This window comes from Acinetobacter sp. NIPH 298, assembly GCF_000369505.1.
GTDB lineage: Bacteria > Pseudomonadota > Gammaproteobacteria > Pseudomonadales > Moraxellaceae > Acinetobacter.
This window is the reverse complement of the sequence record NZ_KB850055.1, coordinates 1,440,064-1,457,493: the sequence shown is the minus strand read 5'-3', so window position 1 is coordinate 1,457,493 and position 17,430 is coordinate 1,440,064. Positions and strand designations below refer to the sequence as shown.

Below are 17,430 nucleotides of genomic sequence, written 5' to 3'. Positions count from 1 at the left end.
ACAAAAAAAACTCACCTTTATTTTTGAGAATCATTTAAAATTGTGCCGTTTTTAAAATCAATTAGAGAGCCATCCATGAATTTCCAGCGCATGACTGACCTTGATTTAGCAGGTAAACGTGTTCTTATTCGTGAAGACTTAAACGTTCCTGTAAAAAGTGGGGAAATTACTAGCGATGCACGTCTACGTGCAGCGTTGCCGACCATTCAAGCTGCTTTAGAAAAAGGCGCAGCGGTTATGGTGTTTTCTCACCTTGGTCGTCCTGTAGAGGGTGAGCCAAAACCTGAACAATCGCTTGCGCCAGTCGCTGCTTATTTAAGCAAAGCTTTGGGTCAAGACGTTAAATTATTGACTGACTATTTAGATGGCGTTGAAGTTGAAGCGGGCCAAGTGGTATTACTTGAAAACGTTCGTTTCAACCATGGCGAAAAGAAAAATAACGAAGAACTTGCAAAGAAATATGCTGCACTTTGTGATGTTTTCGTTATGGATGCATTTGGTACCGCGCATCGCGCAGAAGCTTCGACTGAAGGCGCTGCTCGTTTTGCTCAAGTCGCTGCTGCTGGTCCTTTATTGGCTGCTGAGTTGGATGCCTTGGGTCGTGCTATGCAAACACCTGAAAAGCCAATGGTGGCAATCGTTGCAGGTTCTAAAGTCTCAACTAAACTTGATGTATTAAATTCTTTATCAACACTTTGTGATCAATTGATCGTTGGTGGCGGTATTGCAAATACATTCTTGGCTGCTGCTGGTTTCAATGTGGGTAAATCACTGTATGAAGCTGACTTGATTGAAACTGCGAAGCAAATTGCTGCAAAGGTAAGTGTTCCATTACCGACCGATGTTGTGGTTGCTGATGCAAGTCAAATCAACTTTGATGATTTCTTAGGTTCTTTGGCAAATGCTCAAGCTGTCGTGAAAAAAGTTGAAGATGTGACTGACACTGACATGATTTTGGATGTTGGTCCTGAAACTGCAAAAGTTTTTGCTGAAATCTTGAAATCTTCAAAAACCATTCTTTGGAATGGCCCTGTGGGTGTCTTCGAGGTTGATCAATTTGGTGAAGGTACGAAAGCACTTTCATTGGCAATTGCTGAGTCAGCGGGTTTCTCAATCGCGGGTGGTGGCGACACACTTGCTGCAATCGATAAATATGAAGTTGCAGATCAAATTGGTTATATCTCAACAGGTGGTGGTGCATTCTTGGAGTTTGTAGAAGGCAAAACTTTACCTGCTGTAGCTGTATTAATTGAGCGTGCTCAATAAAGTTCTAATCTTTTGATTTATAACAAAAGATGAAAGAGGAGAGTCGATGTAAATCGGCTCTTTTGCTTTTTTATTGTCTTGTGGTCATAAAAATGTCACATTGTTGACATATGATTGTCATCAAACTAACCAGTAATGATGGGAAGCTGCAATGAATTTTAAACTAACACTTATTGCTTTAATGATCGCACCAGTAATGGTATTGACTGCTTGCGCAAAGAAAGAAGAAGCGAAAACTGCTGAAGACCAAGAACAAGCAACTTCAGTTGTATCAACAGAGACGACTTCTGCTCAACAAGCTGCTATCGATGCAATTGATAAACCAATCATGGATGAGCACAATACTGATGTTGTTGAAGATGCTGATACAGAAGTTGCAGCAAGTGAACTTCAATAAGCTTTAACAGATACCAAAGCCGATGCATAGCATCGGCTTTTTTGTATTATTTAGTTCGCTTTGCAGTAAAAGGTCAGTTTGGTTTGATAGTCGTCGTCTTTAGATAAAGATGCTTTAGTACCCGTAATCGAGCCAAGTACACCTGCGGCAGCTTCGACCATTCTGCCAGTTTGCTCATCTACGACACCTTTTAACACACCCTGATAAACCACTTTTTCATCCACCACAACAGCCGAGGTATTACGAGTACAGGTCTTCTGTGCAGCACTAATTGCATTGTTTTTAGAAATGAGACTGGTCTTGCCAATACCTGTCACTTCATATTGATTATTTTCTTTTTGAATGGCCAATGTGCTGGTAGGAGTAGATGCACATGCTGTTAATCCAAGCGCTAAACCACCGATTAAACTAAGAACTAAATTTTTTTTCATTGCTTTTTCTCTAGTGATGAATATCATCTGATTATTGAAACATATAATGTTTAATTACTTTCGCAGCTTGTGTACAGTTTGTTGTGACACTTGGTAAGGGAAATTGTCACATCTTAATCTTTAGCTCGCGACGTTATTTACAGTGATGAAATTCGTTCATGAATATTGAACAAGCCTCAATTAGACGTAGTGAAAATTATTCAGATTATGCTAATCTAGCAAAATCCTTGCCTTAGTTAGATTCATGTCAATGACGGACTCAAATATAGAGACAATTCATCAAAATATTCATCAACGTCAATCTATTGGGCAGTTAATTGAACCAGCACCGAATACAGAGCAACTCGAAAAAGCAATTCAAGCTGCATTAACAGCGCCTGATCATCATCGTTTAAAGCCGACGAGGTTCGTGGTCATCACGGCTGAGCATCGAGCTGCTTTTGGCGAACATTTGGCTAAGGCTTTAGCTGATTTAGGTGAAACAGATTCAACTCATTTGGAGCGTGCAAAACATCATCCGTTTCGCGCACCGATGTTGGTTTTAGCGTTAACAACACTTCAAGATCACCCTAAGGTTCCACATTTTGAGCAAATCCTTAGTACAGGGGCTGCGATTCAGAACCTGTTGTTGTCTTTGCAGGCACAAGGCTTTGCAAGTATGTGGCGTTCTGGTGCCGTGGTTGAGTCTGATTGGCTTAAGCGTCAATTAGGATTACAAGCGCAAGATTTGATTTCAGGTATTATTTATATTGGTACGGCTGCTAAAGTGATTGCGCCACGTGCAGAAATAGAGAGTCAGAATTTTGTAAAAATATGGCAATCAACCTAATCTTATTTTTGAATGATTAAACAAAGAAATTAGTTTCAGGATAAAAAATGGCAGAGTTAAAATTTAGCGATTTAGTTGAACCCGTTGCAGTGGATCAAAAAACGGCATTAAGAATTACAGTACTTGGTGGTGGTAGCTTTGGTACCGCAATGGCTAATTTAGCTGCACGCAATGGTTGCGATACCATGATTTGGATTCGTGATGCAGTCGTCGCTGAAGAAATCAATCAGACCCATGTCAATAAACGCTATTTACCTGATTACACATTAGAACCGACTTTACGCGCAGTCGCAGATTTAGAGCTGGCTGTTCGTGATCGCGATATTATTTTAGTGGCGATTCCAAGCCATTCATTTCGCGATGTACTTAAACAAATCGCACCCTTTATCAGCGCGCAAGCGGTTGTTTCACTGACGAAAGGGATTGAAGCAAAAACCTTTAGTTTCATGAGTGAAATCATTCGAGAAGAATTGCCTGAAGTTCCTTATGGTGTATTGTCTGGTCCAAACTTGGCCAAAGAAATTATGGCAAGTATGCCATCTGGTACGGTGATTGCGAGTGAATCAGAATTGGTACGCTATGCAGTACAACATGCATTACATAGTGCATTATTTCGTGTATTTGGCAGTGATGATGTGCATGGTGTTGAACTGGGTGGCGCGCTCAAAAATATTTATGCGGTTGCAATGGGAATGGGTGCTGCTTATAACATCGGTGAAAATACCAAGAGCATGATTTTAACACGCGCTTTGGCCGAAATGAGTCGTTTCGCCGTAGAGCAAGGTGCAAATCCACTCACTTTCTTGGGCTTATCTGGTGTCGGTGATTTATTTGCGACCTGTAACAGTCCATTGAGCCGTAATTATCAAATTGGTTTCGCCTTGGGTTCTGGCAAAACACTTGATCAAGCGACTAAAGAGTTGGGTCAAACGGCTGAAGGGATTAATACCATTGTTCAAGTTCGTACTAAAGCTGCCGAACTAGATGTATATATGCCGATAACCAATGCTTTATATGAAGTTATTTTTGAAAATGCCCCACCAATGACGATCGCACTATCTTTAATGAAAAATGGTCATCGCAGTGATGTTGAATTTGTTTTACCTCACCATGAAGTCTAATCAAAAAACTGTCATCAATGATGGTTAATATAGCGATATAAAAAATAAGGTTATGTTATGCAACTTACATTAGTCCGCCACGGTGAAGCCTCCCCAGCAGTGAATGGGAATGATATGCAACGTCCTTTAACGGCGCGAGGTCATCAACAAGCTAAACAGACTGGGCTTTTCCTAAAAGATATGATTCAACCTGAGATTTTTGTGGTGAGTCCATTATTACGTGCACAAGAAACTTTGGAACATATCAAGGCTCATTTTGCAGGAATCCCTGTTTTAATTTGCGATAAGATTAAACCAGATGATGATGCGAAAGGTGCAATTGAGTGGCTATCAAAACTGCCGTATGAATCAATTGCTGTGGTTTGTCATATGAATGTGATTGCGCATATTGCTGAGCAATTAACACTTGAAAGCTTTCAACCATTTGCATTGGCTGAAGCGCGGATTTATGATCAAGCTGTTATCGCCAATGGTTTATCTACGCAAAAGAATAGTTTTATTCCAACGATATAACGGACATTCCCGCAATAGAATAAGAGTACTAAACACGTATGTTGTATATATGGATGCCCGAAACCAACGGAACATGGTATTGGTCGACTGGGGAAAATTGGTTGCAGGCAAATAGTCTTGAACTATTGATTCAAGACTTGCAAGCGCATAGTGGAAAAGAAGCGGTTATTTATTTCCCAAGCCGAAATGCTCAAATGTTGCAGCAACCGATGACAAAGACGCATTACAAGCAATTAGGTCCAGAGGGCGTCAAGTATCTATTGGAAGAGTATGTGACTTTGCCGATTGATCACATGAAAGTTGTGCATCATTTTCATCAGGATCAATTGAATATTTTAGGGGTTGCTCAATCAACAATTGAAACTTGGCAGCATGCCTTAAGTTTATTGCCAATTGAAATAGTTGCTTTTTTACCAGACTTTTTGATTTTGCCTGAACCAGAAGCCAACCCTGAAAATAATCAGGTGGTGCTGGTCAATCTTTATGATCATTTGCTGGTCAGAGAAAATACTTGGTTAGGCAACTCAGTCGATGATTTAGGGTTGTTTTTAGGATTCCAGCCAACTGAAACACAGTATCAATTTGCAAATTTAAATACCAATCAGCTAGATCAATTAGCAAGTGTTTCAAGTCGAGAGCAGCGTACTGAATTTAGTTACCAATTCCATCAAATCCCAAGAGCCAAGCAACATCCTTTCAATGTATTCCCAAAAGCTAAAAATACGGATATTCAATGGTCAGGTTACTGGAAAGCCGCTGCTGTTGTTTTCATGGCCGTAATTTTTGTCCAATTGGGCTATGATGCATTACGTTGGTCAAAGCTTAAAAAGGTCGCTGATCAGACCGCACTACAAGCTGTGGATCAATACAAGTATTGGTTTGGCGAAAACAGTCGTGTGACTGAGCAAAATATTAAAAGCCAGTTTGAAAGCCAGTTGCGTATGAGTCGACTTGGAGATGCACAAGCACTCTCACTACTGAGTCGTGTTGGGCCTATTTTGATGCAAAATCAGATTGTGGCTCAACAGATGAGTTTTGATGCATCTGTATTGTCGATGGCTCTGAAAGCCAACTCAGCCAATGCTTTGCAAACATTGGTGCAGCAACTCAATCAACAGGGTTTTCAAGCTGAATTAGGCAATGTTCAAGCGGACAGTGTCGGTGCGATTGGGACGGTAAAAATAAAATAATGAAAGCATTAACGCAAATACAAAATTACTTCGATCAGAAAGCAGAAGCTTTAGATCAGTATTTACAAACTTTATCGGCACGTGAACGCATCATGGTGATTTTTACGACTATTTTTGTCGTTGTGGTGGTCATTGGTGCAGCTGTATGGAAAATGCATAGTTTGGCGGATCAGCAACAAAAACGGGTGAATGAATTAAAAGATTTAACCGTGTGGATGCAGAGTAATGCTGCAACCATGAAACCTGCAAATGATCTTGAACTTTCCGCCGCAGATAAGATCCAACGCACGGCACAGCAACAGGGACTTGCAGTTTCATCACAACCGAGTGGCGAGCAGATTCAAATTGTTGCTGAACATAAAAATTATGCTGTACTGGCAAACTTTTTGATGCAACTGTCGCAAATGGGACTGAGTGTGGTAAAAATGGAAATGGTATCTAACAATAACCAGATCAAATTAACTGCAACGGTACAATAACAACGCATGCGTGCTTGAAATATCGGCAGAACCTAAAATAACTCTATGCTAAGCATGGTGTTTTGTTGAGCCTGTGCCTATAATATGGGTACTTGAAAATCAGTAGACTGTGATTGGTATGTTATATTCATTGGCGCGCCCTTTGTTGTTTACCTTAGCACCTGAACGTGCGCATGAACTCACACTCTCCATGCTCGGTAAAGCCCAAAAATTCGGTTTAATGCATCAAAAAGTCCCAGCAAAACCAGTGACCTGTATGGGGATCGAGTTTCCAAATCCTGTTGGTCTCGCTGCTGGTTTAGATAAAAATGGTGCACATATTGATGCTTTAGCGGCATTGGGTTTTGGTTTTATCGAAATTGGTACCATCACACCGCGCCCACAAGAAGGCAATCCACAACCTCGTTTATTTCGTATCCCTCAAGCAAAAGCAATTATTAACCGTATGGGGTTCAATAACGATGGGGTCGATCAACTGCTTGAAAATGTAAAAGCAGCAAACTTCAAAGGTGTTTTAGGCATCAATATCGGAAAAAATGCGGATACGCCTGTTGAGGATGCTGTCTCTGATTATTTGATTTGTCTAGAGAAAGTTTATAATTACGCTTCTTATATTACCGTTAATATTTCATCACCAAATACTAAAAATTTACGTAGTTTACAAAGCGGTGATGCACTTACAGAATTGTTAAAAACTTTGAAAGATCGTCAACTTGAACTTTCACAACAATATAATCATTATGTTCCTTTAGTACTGAAAGTTGCACCAGACTTAACCCCAGAAGACATTGATTTTATTGCAGCGCAATTGTTGAAATTTAAGATCGATGGTTTGATTGTGACTAATACCACCTTAGGCCGTGAAGGGGTAGAAAATCTACCATATGGCGATGAATCAGGTGGTTTATCTGGCGCACCAGTATTTGAAAAAAGTACAGAATGCTTACGTCAGTTCTCTACAGTCTTGAAAGGACAAATTCCGTTAATTGGGGTCGGTGGTATTTTATCTGGCGACCAAGCTGTAGCCAAACAGCAGGCAGGCGCAAGCTTAATTCAAATTTATAGTGGGCTGATTTATACCGGTCCAGTGCTTGTGAAAGATTGTGTAAACGCGATGACATTGTGAAATGAACACGCTTGATATCATTATTCTGATCATCTTGCTCATTGGAGGGCTGAACGGTTTGCGTCAAGGATTTATAAAAGCCTTTGCGAACTTGGTCGGATGGATATTCGCTTTGATCGTCGGAGCAAAGTACGCTGTCGTATTGGCACCTGCTATGAGCAGTCTAAGCCAAGATCCTGTTGTGCAAAAAATTGCAGCGTTTGCTTTTATCGTACTGATCATCGTGGTGTGTACGTGGATCGTTTCAGCCCTGTTGAATGGACTCTTGAAAACTTTAAAATTGGGCCCATTAAATCGTTTAGCAGGCGGTGCTTTTGGTTCATTAAAAGGGCTGTTAATCGTTTTGGTTACCATGCAAGGCTTAGGACCTTGGGTTGAGAGTTCACCACATTGGAAACAGTCGAAATTTGTACAAATTCTATTACCTTATGCGCCTTTGGCTACTGAGTTATCCAAAGATGCTGCAAATCAAGCTTTAAACCAAATGACTTCCGAAGGTGCGTTATTACATCGCCCTTCAATTGACATGAATGAATCAGAACGTGCTTCAGCCGATCATCGCGCTGATCATTCGACGAAAAATCCGTTTTATTAATCGCTAGCTTGTTGCGAGGTTGCTATGTGTGGAGTAGTTGGGATTGCCGGTAAATCGCCAGTAAACCAAATGTTATTTGATGCCTTGACGATGTTGCAACATCGAGGACAGGATGCAGCAGGCATCGTAACTTGCGATCAAGGGCGTTTATTTCTCCGCAAAGATAACGGTATGGTACGTGATGTATTCCATACTCGTCACATGCGTGCTTTACTTGGAAACTATGGCATTGGACACGTTCGTTATCCAACTGCTGGTTCATCAAGTAGCGCTGAAGCTCAACCATTTTATGTGAACTCTCCTTACGGTATTACGCTTGCGCACAATGGTAATTTAACCAATGCCGCAGAAATTCATGATGATCTGTTTAAAACAGATTTACGTCATATGAATACGGATTCGGATTCGGAAGTTTTACTTAACGTATTTGCCCATGAGTTACAGAAATGTGGCACATTGAACCCAACACCTGAGGACATGTTTCATACCGTTTCTCGTGTGCATGAGCGTTGTAAAGGTGCTTATGGCGTGGTGGCAATGGTCACTGGTCATGGTTTAGTCGGCTTTCGTGATCCAAACGGGATTCGTCCTTTAATCTATGGTTCACGAGAAACCACACAAGGTACCGAATATATTATTGCTTCGGAGTCGGTGGCGATCACCGCGCTTGGTTTTAAAATTGAGCGTGATATTGAGCCAGGCGAAGCCATCTTTATCAATTCAGAAGGTGAACTATTCACTAAGCAATGTGCAGTAAATCCAGAATATCGTCCATGTATTTTCGAGTACGTCTATTTTGCACGTCCAGATGCCATTATTGATGGCATTTCTGTTTATAAAGCTCGTTTGAAAATGGGTGAAAAACTTGCATATAAGATTTTAAAAGAATGGAGTGAGGAACACGATATTGATGTTGTGATTCCAATTCCTGATACTAGTCGTACTTCTGCATTGGAGTTGGCAAATATTCTTGGTGTGAAATTCCGTGAAGGTTTTATGAAAAACCGTTATATCGGACGTACCTTTATTATGCCTGGTCAGCAACAACGTAAAAAATCAGTTCGTCAAAAACTCAATCCTGTAGAACTTGAGTTTAAAGACAAAAATGTTCTCTTAGTTGATGACTCGATTGTACGTGGTACAACGTGTAATGAAATCATTCAAATGGCACGTGACTCAGGCGCGAAAAAAGTTTTCTTTGCATCTGCTGCGCCTATGGTGAAATATCCAAACGTGTACGGTATTGATATGCCAGCGAAATCAGAATTAATCGCTTCAGAACGTACTGTAGAGGAAATTCGTGAAATTATTGGTGCTGATCGCTTAGTTTTTCAAGATTTAGAAGATTTGAAAGATGCTGTTCGTACCAGTAAAGTGCCTGATTTAACAGAGTTTGACTGCTCTGTATTTGATGGTGTTTATGTTGCTGGTGGAATCGACAAGGCTTATCTAGCTGATCTTGAACAAAAGCGTAATGATACAGCGAAGAAGCAAGCCGATGGCTATATTGATGTAAACATCGATGCTGCTTCAGTTGATTTAACTGGCATCAAAGAAGAGTAACGTACTGCATTTATAGAAAAGCGGGAAATTCCCGCTTTTTTATTCTATGATGGTGGCTACGAAACATCCTAATATAAACAATGTAATCAGGAAATTTTACATTGAAAGAAATGAGCCATTATTTAATTGAAAATAAAAGCATCGTATGGTCAATGAGTTTTTGTTGGCTCGCGATGTTATTGACCGTTTTTATTCTCAATTTAATTTTGGGTCTGGTGGTTCATTTCTTTGATTATACGCAGCTCATTTGGTGGCATGCGCTTAGCCCGTATTTTATTGCTTTATTGATTTTCGTCATGTTGTGGTCTGTCGGTGCGGAACTTTATGTGTTACGTGAAGGCGGACATTCACTTGCGAAGCAGCTAAAAGCTCGACGTTTAGTGTTTGATGAAAGCACCCCAGAAGAAAACACGGCATTAAAAGTTGTAGAGCAAGTCGCAAATAGCTTTGCAATTGATACTCCAGCCGTTTACGTATTGCCTGATGAAGTCGGTGTAAATGCACTAACGGCAGGTTTTAAATCTCAAGATATTGTGATTATTTTGACTTGGGGCGCATTGCAGAATCTAGATGAACTAGAGCTGTATGGGTTGCTGAGTTATGAGTTTAATCAAATTTTATCGGGTGAGGCGGTTGAAAATACCAAGCTTAAAATTCTCTACAGCGGCTTAACCACATTTAGTCAGTGGGGCAGCAAATTAGCACAGGCTGGCTATAGTCCTTATGCAACTAAACGTCGTAATAAGTTTGAAACGATTTTTGTTGCGATTGGTGGTGTGATCTGGCTAATCGGTAGTTTAGGTATTCTTATTACACGCTTTATTAAATATCTAACCTTGAGTGGTCGAACCTTTCGCAATGATTTGAAAACCATGCATTTGATGAATAATAATGCCAATATTCAAACGCTATTGCGTATCTATGTACATCACTCAGGCTCGCAAATTCACAGTGCATATTCTGAATCGATTTCGCATATGTGCTTTGCCAACTCACTCAGCCCACAAAGTTGGATGAATATTCATCCAAGCATTAAAGAGCGGATCTATGAGCTAAACCCAACATTATTGCAAGATTTACAATTAGAAAATCTTAGAAAGTTGCGTAGTCGCCCGTTATTTAGTTTGTTCCGCTCATTGGAAGAAGAAATTACTGATATCTCGACACCGTGGAGCTCACCTCAGCCATTACCTTTGCTGCGCTTGTCTCCAATCAGTTTTGCATTGAATGATGCGATTAAGCCACTCAATCCTGAAGTGCGTAAGCATAAGAAGCGCCCTGAATTGATTCAAAGGGCAATGCAGACGGCAACTGGCTCACGAGAGCTTATGGTGGCGATTTTAATGATTCGCCAATACCGTGAGTTTATTCCACAAGACGCACCAGTAAGTCATGCCATAGTCGATGCTTTGTTAAATTTAGATGGTCGAATTCATGTTCAAATCTTCCATGATGCGTGTAAAAATATTGGTCATATGCTGACCAGTATCGCACGTCAGTTTTTAACGAAATTAGCGTCGATTATACAAGCGGATGGTGAAGTGGGGTTGCTAGATGCTTTACTCCTAGAGCGCGTGAAGCATGAGTTAAACTTGATGCCAGCACATCTACCAGCAGCATTTGAAGACGTGAAGTCTCAGATCGTTCATTTGATCGATGCTTTATTGCATGTACAACAAATTAATAGTCCAAATCAACTCGAAGTACGCGAGCGCATTTTAAGATTTCTTTTAACTGAAGATGAAATGCGAATGTATGCGGACATTTCAGATGAGCCACTTGATCTTGCTGAAATTTTAAATGATGTGTCTGGACTGCTGTTACGTGATCGTCTCAATATCTTAGCCATTGCTGAGCGGTGTTTGTGGAGTGATCGGATCATTACACAAGATGAGCTAGATGTTTTAGAATTGTTATATTGGCGTTTGGGCTTTGAGACCAAAGAAGTTGTTGAACAAATGCAGAAGAAAAATAGTTTGATGATTATTTAAGATAAATTTTGCATGCGTCCGTGTTCTTTTGAGCATGCCTTTGATCGGTAGTGTATAAAAATTGCAGTGTGCAATGCTAGAATTTCTAAACCCTTTAAGCCGCTTTTATCATTAATTGCACCCGCTTTGTATTTCTTGTATGGGGAGAACAAAAGGTATTTATGAATGAATTCTATGGTTTAAATTTTTATATTTTTAAATTGGTTCAATAGCAATATGACAATAGTGAAACTAAATGCCCGAGATTTAATTATTGATTTACTTTTAGGTTCGCAAGGCCGTGAGATTTCGATTAAGCAAATTATTATTGCCGCTAAATTGTTTGAAATTAGTGAGAATAGTATTCGTGTTGCTGTAACTCGTCTATCGGGTGAAGGCGTGATCGAAGCCATTGAGCGTGGCGTGTACCAGTTTACAGCCCAATCACATGAGTGGGCAGATGTCATGTTGAATCGTAAGCGCGGTATTAAGCGTACTAAAGTCTGGAATCACCAATATCTTGCGGTGTTTACTGGTGAATTAGGACGGGTTGACCGTACTGCATTGAATCGTCGAGAAAGAGCATTAAAACATTTTGGTTTTAAGGAACTAGAACAAGGTATTTATATTCGTCCGGATAATCTCGCGATTTCATTCGCAGATATTGTCTCAGCATTACAAGCGACTGGTTTAGAGAGCAGCGCCAAGATTTGTCAGATTAATCATTTTGACCCAGCAACTTTGGTCAGTATTCCTAAATTATGGCCGACACAGACACTGAATCAAAATTATGAGAAATATAGTCAGATGATTCAAGACTGGTTACTAACGGTCAACCAGTTAGACTTGGATGATGCAACGAGAGAATCTCTATTGTTGGGTCGCCAGACTATTTCACTATTGATGAATGATCCTTTATTACCCGAAGATTTTGTTGATGTCGAACTTCGTGATCAGTTTGCATCCAGTGTTCAGCAACTCGATCAAACGGGGTTAGCACTATGGGCCAAGTTTTATGAGGAAAGTGCGGTATAAGTATCAATATTACAAAATATATCTTTTAAATTTATTGACAGAAATATTACATGATTTAGAATAAAATTATAATTTACGTATCTATAGAAAATAAATAGGCAGGATAGCGAAATGAATACACGTGTCGCAATGAGCGATTTATTCAGTAGGGAAGAAATCACGGCACTCACAGCCAAATCGGATGTACATGGTGGTTGGGCGGTATTGTCAACTTGGGCAGTCATCGGTGGAACGTTTGCCGCTGTTGCGACCTCTTGGGAATATTTGCCTGCTTGGGGAAAATTATTAATGTGCGTCGCTACGTTGGTGGTTTTGGCGGGTCGACAATTGGCATTGGCTATCTTAATGCATGATGCTTCACATCAAAGTTTATTTAAAACTAAATGGCTGAATGACACCGCGACAGATTGGTTATGTGCACGCCCAATTTGGAATGATCTACATAAGTACCGCGCGCATCACATGCGTCATCACAGTAAAACCTCAACAGTCGATGATCCTGATGTATCACTTGTTACAGGCTTTCCAACCTCGAAAAAATCGTTGATGCGCAAATTTATTCGTGATTTATCTGGTGTTACGGGTTTTAAATTTGCGGTTGGGCGAGTGTTGATGGATATTGAGAAAATGCAATGGACGGTTTCGAATGATCGTCGCTGGATTTCTCAGGAAGGGCGACATTGGTCTGATTATCCAAAGGCCTTTTTAAAAAACAGTGCAGGGGCGATTGCAACCAACGCCGCTATGTTTTCTGCATTGTGGGCGGCAGGTCATCCTAAACTGTATGCGCTTTGGGTTTTGGCTTATTTAACCCCGTTTCCATTGTTTTTACGTGTTCGCTCTATGGCAGAACATGCCGGTATGCCAACGAGCAACAGCGCTTTAACCAATACCCGCACCACACAAGCAGGTTTTATCGCACGAGCTTTAGTCGCACCGATTCATGTCAATTATCATAAAGAACATCATTTGATGGCGACAGTTCCTTATTTTAAATTGCCAAAAATGCATCAAATGTTACGTGAGCGTGGACATGTTTCTGAACCGCCAACCTATTGGCAAGTGCTAAATGAACTTTCCAATCGTGTAGATTGAAATTGCATTAAGCTCTAAGAATAGGTGAGGTCTGTATGCTCTACGCCATGCGTATATATAAATGACAGATAAGACCTCACTGACACAATTAAAACTTTTGAAAATCGATATTAGGTCGCAAATGACAATTACGAAACATGAAATCGTTGAGTTTTTAGCTCAAGAATTTCCACAAGCACTTAGAAAATGTAGTATTGAAGCGATTACACCTAAAGGTGCGGAGTTGTTATATCAAGTTGATCGGGAGGATTTGCGTCCTGGTCAGACAGTATCGGGTCCGACCTTAATGTTGGTGGCTGATTTTGTATTGTATGTGGCGATTATGGGACATTTAGGGTTGGTTGCCATGGCAGTCACGACCAATATGACGATTAACTTTTTTCGTAAGCCCAAAGCAGGTCAGAATATACGAGCAGTTTGTAAATTGATTAAAGTGGGCAAAACTTTAGTGACGGGTGAAGTTTGGTTATATTCTGGTGATGAGGAAGAAGCTGTGGCACACGTTATCGGAACCTATGCGATACCACAAAAATCTTAGAATAATTTTAAAAATAACAACGACAAATACTGCAAATCATAACAACATTTCAGTATGCGAAAGAGTCAGAACATGCTACAACTAAGCTGTTCAAACTTATTTGTTCTGACTAATTTCTACAGATATGACTATACCGCTTGACCTTACCCCTTTATCGCAAATTGAATCAAATCAAGAACATATTTTAGCGATTAAACGTAATGATTTATTGCCTTTGTTCAACGATCCTCATCGTTTGAATCATTATGCTGATCATTTGGTTCAAGCGCAAAGTGTCTTGTTGAATGGGGTTGATCCCAAACTCAACCAACAACTCAGTGAAGTGATCACTCAAATCATTCAGCAATTATCGCAATCAAAGAAGTATGTAGGCGGTAGAAGATTTAATGCATTACAGAAATGGTTAGGCATTGATATTGAATATGATGCTGGTCAAGTCAAATATGTCAAAGATTTAGATCAACTTATTCAGCAAGCCAATCATTTAAGCCAAAGATTACAGATTGAAATTCAAAAATCCCAATCTCGATTACAACAAGTGTTGGGCCTAAGAGAGCAAATGGCGGCATATATTGTGGCGGCAGAGCAGTTTTTAAGCGAATATCCAGCATTTAGCAAGCAGCAAACACTTGATCATTTTGTAGAGCGGCTTTCAAAAAAAATTAATACTTTACAAACCTTACAGGCGAGCAATGATATTGCAATGAAACAGATGCAATTGTCTCAGCATTTGTCTTTTAGTCTATTAGACCGTTTCAAAGAAGCTCAGCAAGTTTTAATTCCTGCGTGGCAATATCATTTAAAGCAAAGTCGTGAGTCAAATTCTTCGGCTGTACTTGAACAGCTCGATAAGAGTAGAGAAAATCTAATCCAAAATCTGAAGAAATCATTACAGAAATAAGAGGGGAGCATTATGTCAAATTCAGAGTTAATACCATCATCAAACGAGTTAGTTGTGAATCAAGAACAACGATTTGAGCAACTCAATTTAAAAGAGTTGGGCTTACAGCCACAAGACTTCGCTGAAGTGATGAGTGCGCATAAAGAGCTGAATGATATTAGTACTACAGTTGTGGCGGAGTATGGCAAGAATATTGCCAGCAAGACTTCAACCTATACTGATGAGTTGCTGAGCCTTGTACAAAATAAGGATTTGGATGCAACTGGGCAGAAGTTAAATGAAGTCGTACAGGTTGCCCAACAACTGAATACTTCGAGTATTTTAAATAAATCAAAAAGCTCAGGTTTTTTTGGTGGAATACTGAGTAAGTTTAAATATGCTAAACAAAGCTTTGATCAGCATTTTAATACCACAAAAGAACAGATCGATGCGTTAGTCAAAGAGATCGAAAGTTCTCAATCGGGCTTGAAAGCACGTGTGGGTACACTGGATAAAATGTTTGATGCAGTACAAGAGGAATATAAACAACTTGGTGTTTATATCGCAGCTGGTCAGCTTAAACAGCATGACATCCAACAGCAAATCTCGACCTTAACTGTACAAGAGCAAGATCAACAAACAACGCAAAAAGTCTATGATTTAAATCATTTGGCGAATAATCTTGAAAAAAGAGTCAGTGATTTACAGGTGTTGCAACACTCAGCCATGCAAACCTTGCCGATGATTCGTATTATTCAATCGAATAATCTAATGTTGGTCGACAAGTTTTATGCGATTAAAAATATTACCTTACCTGCATGGAAGAATCAAATTAGCTTAGCAATTTCATTGCAAGAGCAAAAAAATAGTGTGCAACTTGCTAAAGCAATTGATGACACAACCAATGAGTTATTGCGCCGTAATGCTGAATTGTTGCATCAAAACTCAGTAGATACTGCCAAGGCTAATCAACGTTCAGTGATTGATGTTGAAACACTTGAACATGTACAAAACACCCTCATTAATACAGTAAATGATGTGATCCAAATCCAGAAAGAAGGTATGCAAAAACGTGCTGAGGCAACTACTCGTTTACGTGCCTTGCAGGACAATCTAAATCATTTGGTACTGGAAAATAGTGGGCAAAATTTACCTAAATCTTAATTTTTCTATGTGATTTAGATTTTTGGATGCTTGCTAATTTATTGAAATAATTGGTTATCATAGCGGAGTTATTCCGAGTTCTCATCGAGTTTGAGGATATGCCTTCAGCGAGTTACTTTGGTTTCGCCCAAAGTAACCAAAGGCATTTGTCATCCACAAAACCTGTTTGATGTTTGCATTTATTTAATTGCATCGCAGAAACATTTTATTGTAGATAGCACGCAGGTTGTGGATGACGTTTCCGAGTATCCTATTCCATAGTGAGAATTTATATTGATTTAGATATTGTTATTAAGAGGAAAAATCATTGTCACCCATAGATGACTTTAGTGTTCAACCGATAGAGCAACGTTTAGAGACTTTAGCAAAGCGCCAAAGTCATCTTATGATCTGGTTTTTTCTCAGTATGACCTTGGTGATAGCCATTGGGGTCTCCTTATTTTTTCAAAAAGAGATGATCTATCGTTTTTTTGATCTTTCTACACATGTTCAAGTTTTAGACTTACCTTATCACGTACAAGATTTGATCCCTTTTAAAGATCCTATCGATTATTTCTTTAATCTGTTGTCATGGGTAGGGTGGCTGTTTGTTAAAGTTTTTGGGGCACTGATTGGTGCTTTTTTGCTTGTGTATTGGGCTAAGAAATTGCGCTTTTTTCAACGTCGTTTTCAATCATGGACGCAACGTTTTGTCGCATGGTTGATCGCATTTATTTTGATTTGGTCAGGTCTAAGTTATCTGCAATATGACTGGAGCGATGACACTGAACAAGCATATCAACAATGGATGAGTTATCGAACCAATATTATTGAGAGTCAAATTGCTCAAGATTTGCAGCGAACCAATATCTCTCCAACAGAAAAAGCCTACGTGTTGGCTCAAGTGGCGTTGTTACATCCATCTGTTGACCGTAAGACAGCAAATGTCTATGTCAATCAGCTCGTTGAAACTGAAAAAAATAATCCAATTCAATTTAATCAATATGACTTTCAGCCTGAGCAATTATGGGTGATGCAGCAGCAACTTTATGGTAGAAGCGTTACAGCGACGACACAGGCATTAGATACACGCGCTCAACAGGCGCAACAGTTCTCAAGAATCGTGAATGTCATCCTGTGGGGAATGATTGCACTAGTACTTGGCTTAAGTGGAATCTTATATACGCTTGCTAAACATTTGAAAAATCGACGTGATCGAATTACGCATAAACTTGATGTGTAGTTAAACTGCGTTCGGT

General features: G+C 39.8%; 18 protein-coding genes. 17 read left to right on the top strand and 1 reads right to left on the bottom strand.

Annotated elements, in window-relative coordinates; all coding sequences use genetic code 11:
- The first annotated feature begins 75 nt into the window (after positions 1-75).
- Both F903_RS11835 and F903_RS11830 read left to right on the top strand, forming a co-directional pair.
- Complete coding sequence (locus F903_RS11835) at positions 76-1,266, top strand: phosphoglycerate kinase (protein ID WP_005197314.1); 1,191 nt, start codon at positions 76-78, stop codon at positions 1,264-1,266.
- Positions 1,267-1,417: 151 nt separating this feature from the next.
- On the top strand, positions 1,418-1,663 hold the full coding sequence (locus F903_RS11830; protein WP_004671537.1) for a hypothetical protein: 246 nt from the start codon (positions 1,418-1,420) through the stop codon (positions 1,661-1,663).
- 50 nt (positions 1,664-1,713) lie between these two features.
- Here the strand turns inward: F903_RS11830 and F903_RS11825 are convergent, their stop codons facing one another.
- Positions 1,714-2,094 carry a hypothetical protein gene (locus tag F903_RS11825; protein ID WP_005197313.1) on the bottom strand — a complete coding sequence of 127 codons (381 nt, stop codon included), beginning with the start codon at positions 2,092-2,094 and terminating at the stop codon, positions 1,714-1,716.
- Positions 2,095-2,344: 250 nt separating this feature from the next.
- On the opposite strand from F903_RS11825, the gene F903_RS11820 reads away from it, so the two are divergent.
- The 15 genes from F903_RS11820 to F903_RS11750 all read left to right on the top strand — a co-directional run bounded on the left by F903_RS11820 (position 2,345) and on the right by F903_RS11750 (position 17,414).
- Positions 2,345-2,923 (top strand): nitroreductase family protein, encoded by a 579-nt coding sequence (locus F903_RS11820; RefSeq protein WP_034595047.1) that lies wholly within the window; start codon positions 2,345-2,347, stop codon positions 2,921-2,923.
- Between the two features lie 47 nt (positions 2,924-2,970).
- On the top strand, positions 2,971-4,044 hold the full coding sequence (locus F903_RS11815) for an NAD(P)H-dependent glycerol-3-phosphate dehydrogenase (RefSeq protein ID WP_005197310.1): 1,074 nt from the start codon (positions 2,971-2,973) through the stop codon (positions 4,042-4,044).
- 57 nt (positions 4,045-4,101) lie between these two features.
- Positions 4,102-4,557, top strand: coding sequence for a SixA phosphatase family protein (locus F903_RS11810; RefSeq protein WP_005197309.1), 456 nt, complete (start codon positions 4,102-4,104; stop codon positions 4,555-4,557).
- Between the two features lie 38 nt (positions 4,558-4,595).
- Positions 4,596-5,747, top strand: a complete 1,152-nt coding sequence (gspL, locus tag F903_RS11805; protein WP_005197308.1) for a type II secretion system protein GspL — start codon at positions 4,596-4,598, stop codon at positions 5,745-5,747.
- A complete protein-coding gene (gene gspM, locus F903_RS11800) occupies positions 5,747-6,226 on the top strand; it encodes a type II secretion system protein GspM (RefSeq protein ID WP_005197307.1) in 480 nt (159 codons plus the stop codon). Before gspL ends, gspM begins: the two co-directional genes overlap by 1 nt.
- A 118-nt stretch (positions 6,227-6,344) precedes the next feature.
- Complete coding sequence (locus tag F903_RS11795; protein WP_005197306.1) at positions 6,345-7,352, top strand: quinone-dependent dihydroorotate dehydrogenase; 1,008 nt, start codon at positions 6,345-6,347, stop codon at positions 7,350-7,352.
- A 1-nt stretch (position 7,353) separates the two neighbouring features.
- Positions 7,354-7,947, top strand: coding sequence for a CvpA family protein (locus F903_RS11790; RefSeq protein ID WP_005197305.1), 594 nt, complete (start codon positions 7,354-7,356; stop codon positions 7,945-7,947).
- Positions 7,948-7,971: 24 nt separating this feature from the next.
- Entirely contained in the window at positions 7,972-9,510 is a 1,539-nt protein-coding gene (gene purF, locus F903_RS11785) for an amidophosphoribosyltransferase (protein ID WP_004671521.1), read from the top strand.
- A 101-nt stretch (positions 9,511-9,611) separates the two neighbouring features.
- Entirely contained in the window at positions 9,612-11,501 is a 1,890-nt protein-coding gene (locus F903_RS11780) for a M48 family metalloprotease (RefSeq protein WP_171065234.1), read from the top strand.
- A gap of 216 nt (positions 11,502-11,717) precedes the next feature.
- Positions 11,718-12,515 carry a PaaX family transcriptional regulator C-terminal domain-containing protein gene (locus tag F903_RS11775; protein WP_005197301.1) on the top strand — a complete coding sequence of 266 codons (798 nt, stop codon included), beginning with the start codon at positions 11,718-11,720 and terminating at the stop codon, positions 12,513-12,515.
- A gap of 111 nt (positions 12,516-12,626) precedes the next feature.
- Positions 12,627-13,610, top strand: a complete 984-nt coding sequence (locus tag F903_RS11770; protein ID WP_005197300.1) for a fatty acid desaturase family protein — start codon at positions 12,627-12,629, stop codon at positions 13,608-13,610.
- A gap of 121 nt (positions 13,611-13,731) precedes the next feature.
- On the top strand, positions 13,732-14,148 hold the full coding sequence (locus F903_RS11765; protein WP_005197298.1) for a PaaI family thioesterase: 417 nt from the start codon (positions 13,732-13,734) through the stop codon (positions 14,146-14,148).
- 124 nt (positions 14,149-14,272) lie between these two features.
- The gene (locus tag F903_RS11760; RefSeq protein ID WP_004671510.1) at positions 14,273-15,049 is read left to right on the top strand and encodes a hypothetical protein; all 777 of its coding nucleotides are present in this window, start codon (positions 14,273-14,275) and stop codon (positions 15,047-15,049) included.
- A 12-nt stretch (positions 15,050-15,061) separates the two neighbouring features.
- Positions 15,062-16,192 carry a toxic anion resistance protein gene (locus F903_RS11755; RefSeq protein WP_005197296.1) on the top strand — a complete coding sequence of 377 codons (1,131 nt, stop codon included), beginning with the start codon at positions 15,062-15,064 and terminating at the stop codon, positions 16,190-16,192.
- A 307-nt stretch (positions 16,193-16,499) separates the two neighbouring features.
- Positions 16,500-17,414 carry a hypothetical protein gene (locus F903_RS11750; RefSeq protein ID WP_005197285.1) on the top strand — a complete coding sequence of 305 codons (915 nt, stop codon included), beginning with the start codon at positions 16,500-16,502 and terminating at the stop codon, positions 17,412-17,414.
- Positions 17,415-17,430: the final 16 nt, after the last annotated feature.

What these genes read in the sequence shown, in the direction of transcription:
- F903_RS11835 (WP_005197314.1), top strand. Translation starts at nt 76, where the DNA reads ATGAATTTCCAGCGCATGACTGACCTTGATTTAGCAGGTAAACGTGTT.
- F903_RS11830 (WP_004671537.1), top strand. Translation starts at nt 1,418, where the DNA reads ATGAATTTTAAACTAACACTTATTGCTTTAATGATCGCACCAGTAATG.
- F903_RS11825 (WP_005197313.1), bottom strand. Translation starts at nt 2,094, where the DNA reads ATGAAAAAAAATTTAGTTCTTAGTTTAATCGGTGGTTTAGCGCTTGGA.
- F903_RS11820 (WP_034595047.1), top strand. Translation starts at nt 2,345, where the DNA reads ATGACGGACTCAAATATAGAGACAATTCATCAAAATATTCATCAACGT.
- F903_RS11815 (WP_005197310.1), top strand. Translation starts at nt 2,971, where the DNA reads ATGGCAGAGTTAAAATTTAGCGATTTAGTTGAACCCGTTGCAGTGGAT.
- F903_RS11810 (WP_005197309.1), top strand. Translation starts at nt 4,102, where the DNA reads ATGCAACTTACATTAGTCCGCCACGGTGAAGCCTCCCCAGCAGTGAAT.
- gspL (WP_005197308.1), top strand. Translation starts at nt 4,596, where the DNA reads ATGTTGTATATATGGATGCCCGAAACCAACGGAACATGGTATTGGTCG.
- gspM (WP_005197307.1), top strand. Translation starts at nt 5,747, where the DNA reads ATGAAAGCATTAACGCAAATACAAAATTACTTCGATCAGAAAGCAGAA.
- F903_RS11795 (WP_005197306.1), top strand. Translation starts at nt 6,345, where the DNA reads ATGTTATATTCATTGGCGCGCCCTTTGTTGTTTACCTTAGCACCTGAA.
- F903_RS11790 (WP_005197305.1), top strand. Translation starts at nt 7,354, where the DNA reads ATGAACACGCTTGATATCATTATTCTGATCATCTTGCTCATTGGAGGG.
- purF (WP_004671521.1), top strand. Translation starts at nt 7,972, where the DNA reads ATGTGTGGAGTAGTTGGGATTGCCGGTAAATCGCCAGTAAACCAAATG.
- F903_RS11775 (WP_005197301.1), top strand. Translation starts at nt 11,718, where the DNA reads ATGACAATAGTGAAACTAAATGCCCGAGATTTAATTATTGATTTACTT.
- F903_RS11770 (WP_005197300.1), top strand. Translation starts at nt 12,627, where the DNA reads ATGAATACACGTGTCGCAATGAGCGATTTATTCAGTAGGGAAGAAATC.
- F903_RS11765 (WP_005197298.1), top strand. Translation starts at nt 13,732, where the DNA reads ATGACAATTACGAAACATGAAATCGTTGAGTTTTTAGCTCAAGAATTT.
- F903_RS11760 (WP_004671510.1), top strand. Translation starts at nt 14,273, where the DNA reads ATGACTATACCGCTTGACCTTACCCCTTTATCGCAAATTGAATCAAAT.
- F903_RS11755 (WP_005197296.1), top strand. Translation starts at nt 15,062, where the DNA reads ATGTCAAATTCAGAGTTAATACCATCATCAAACGAGTTAGTTGTGAAT.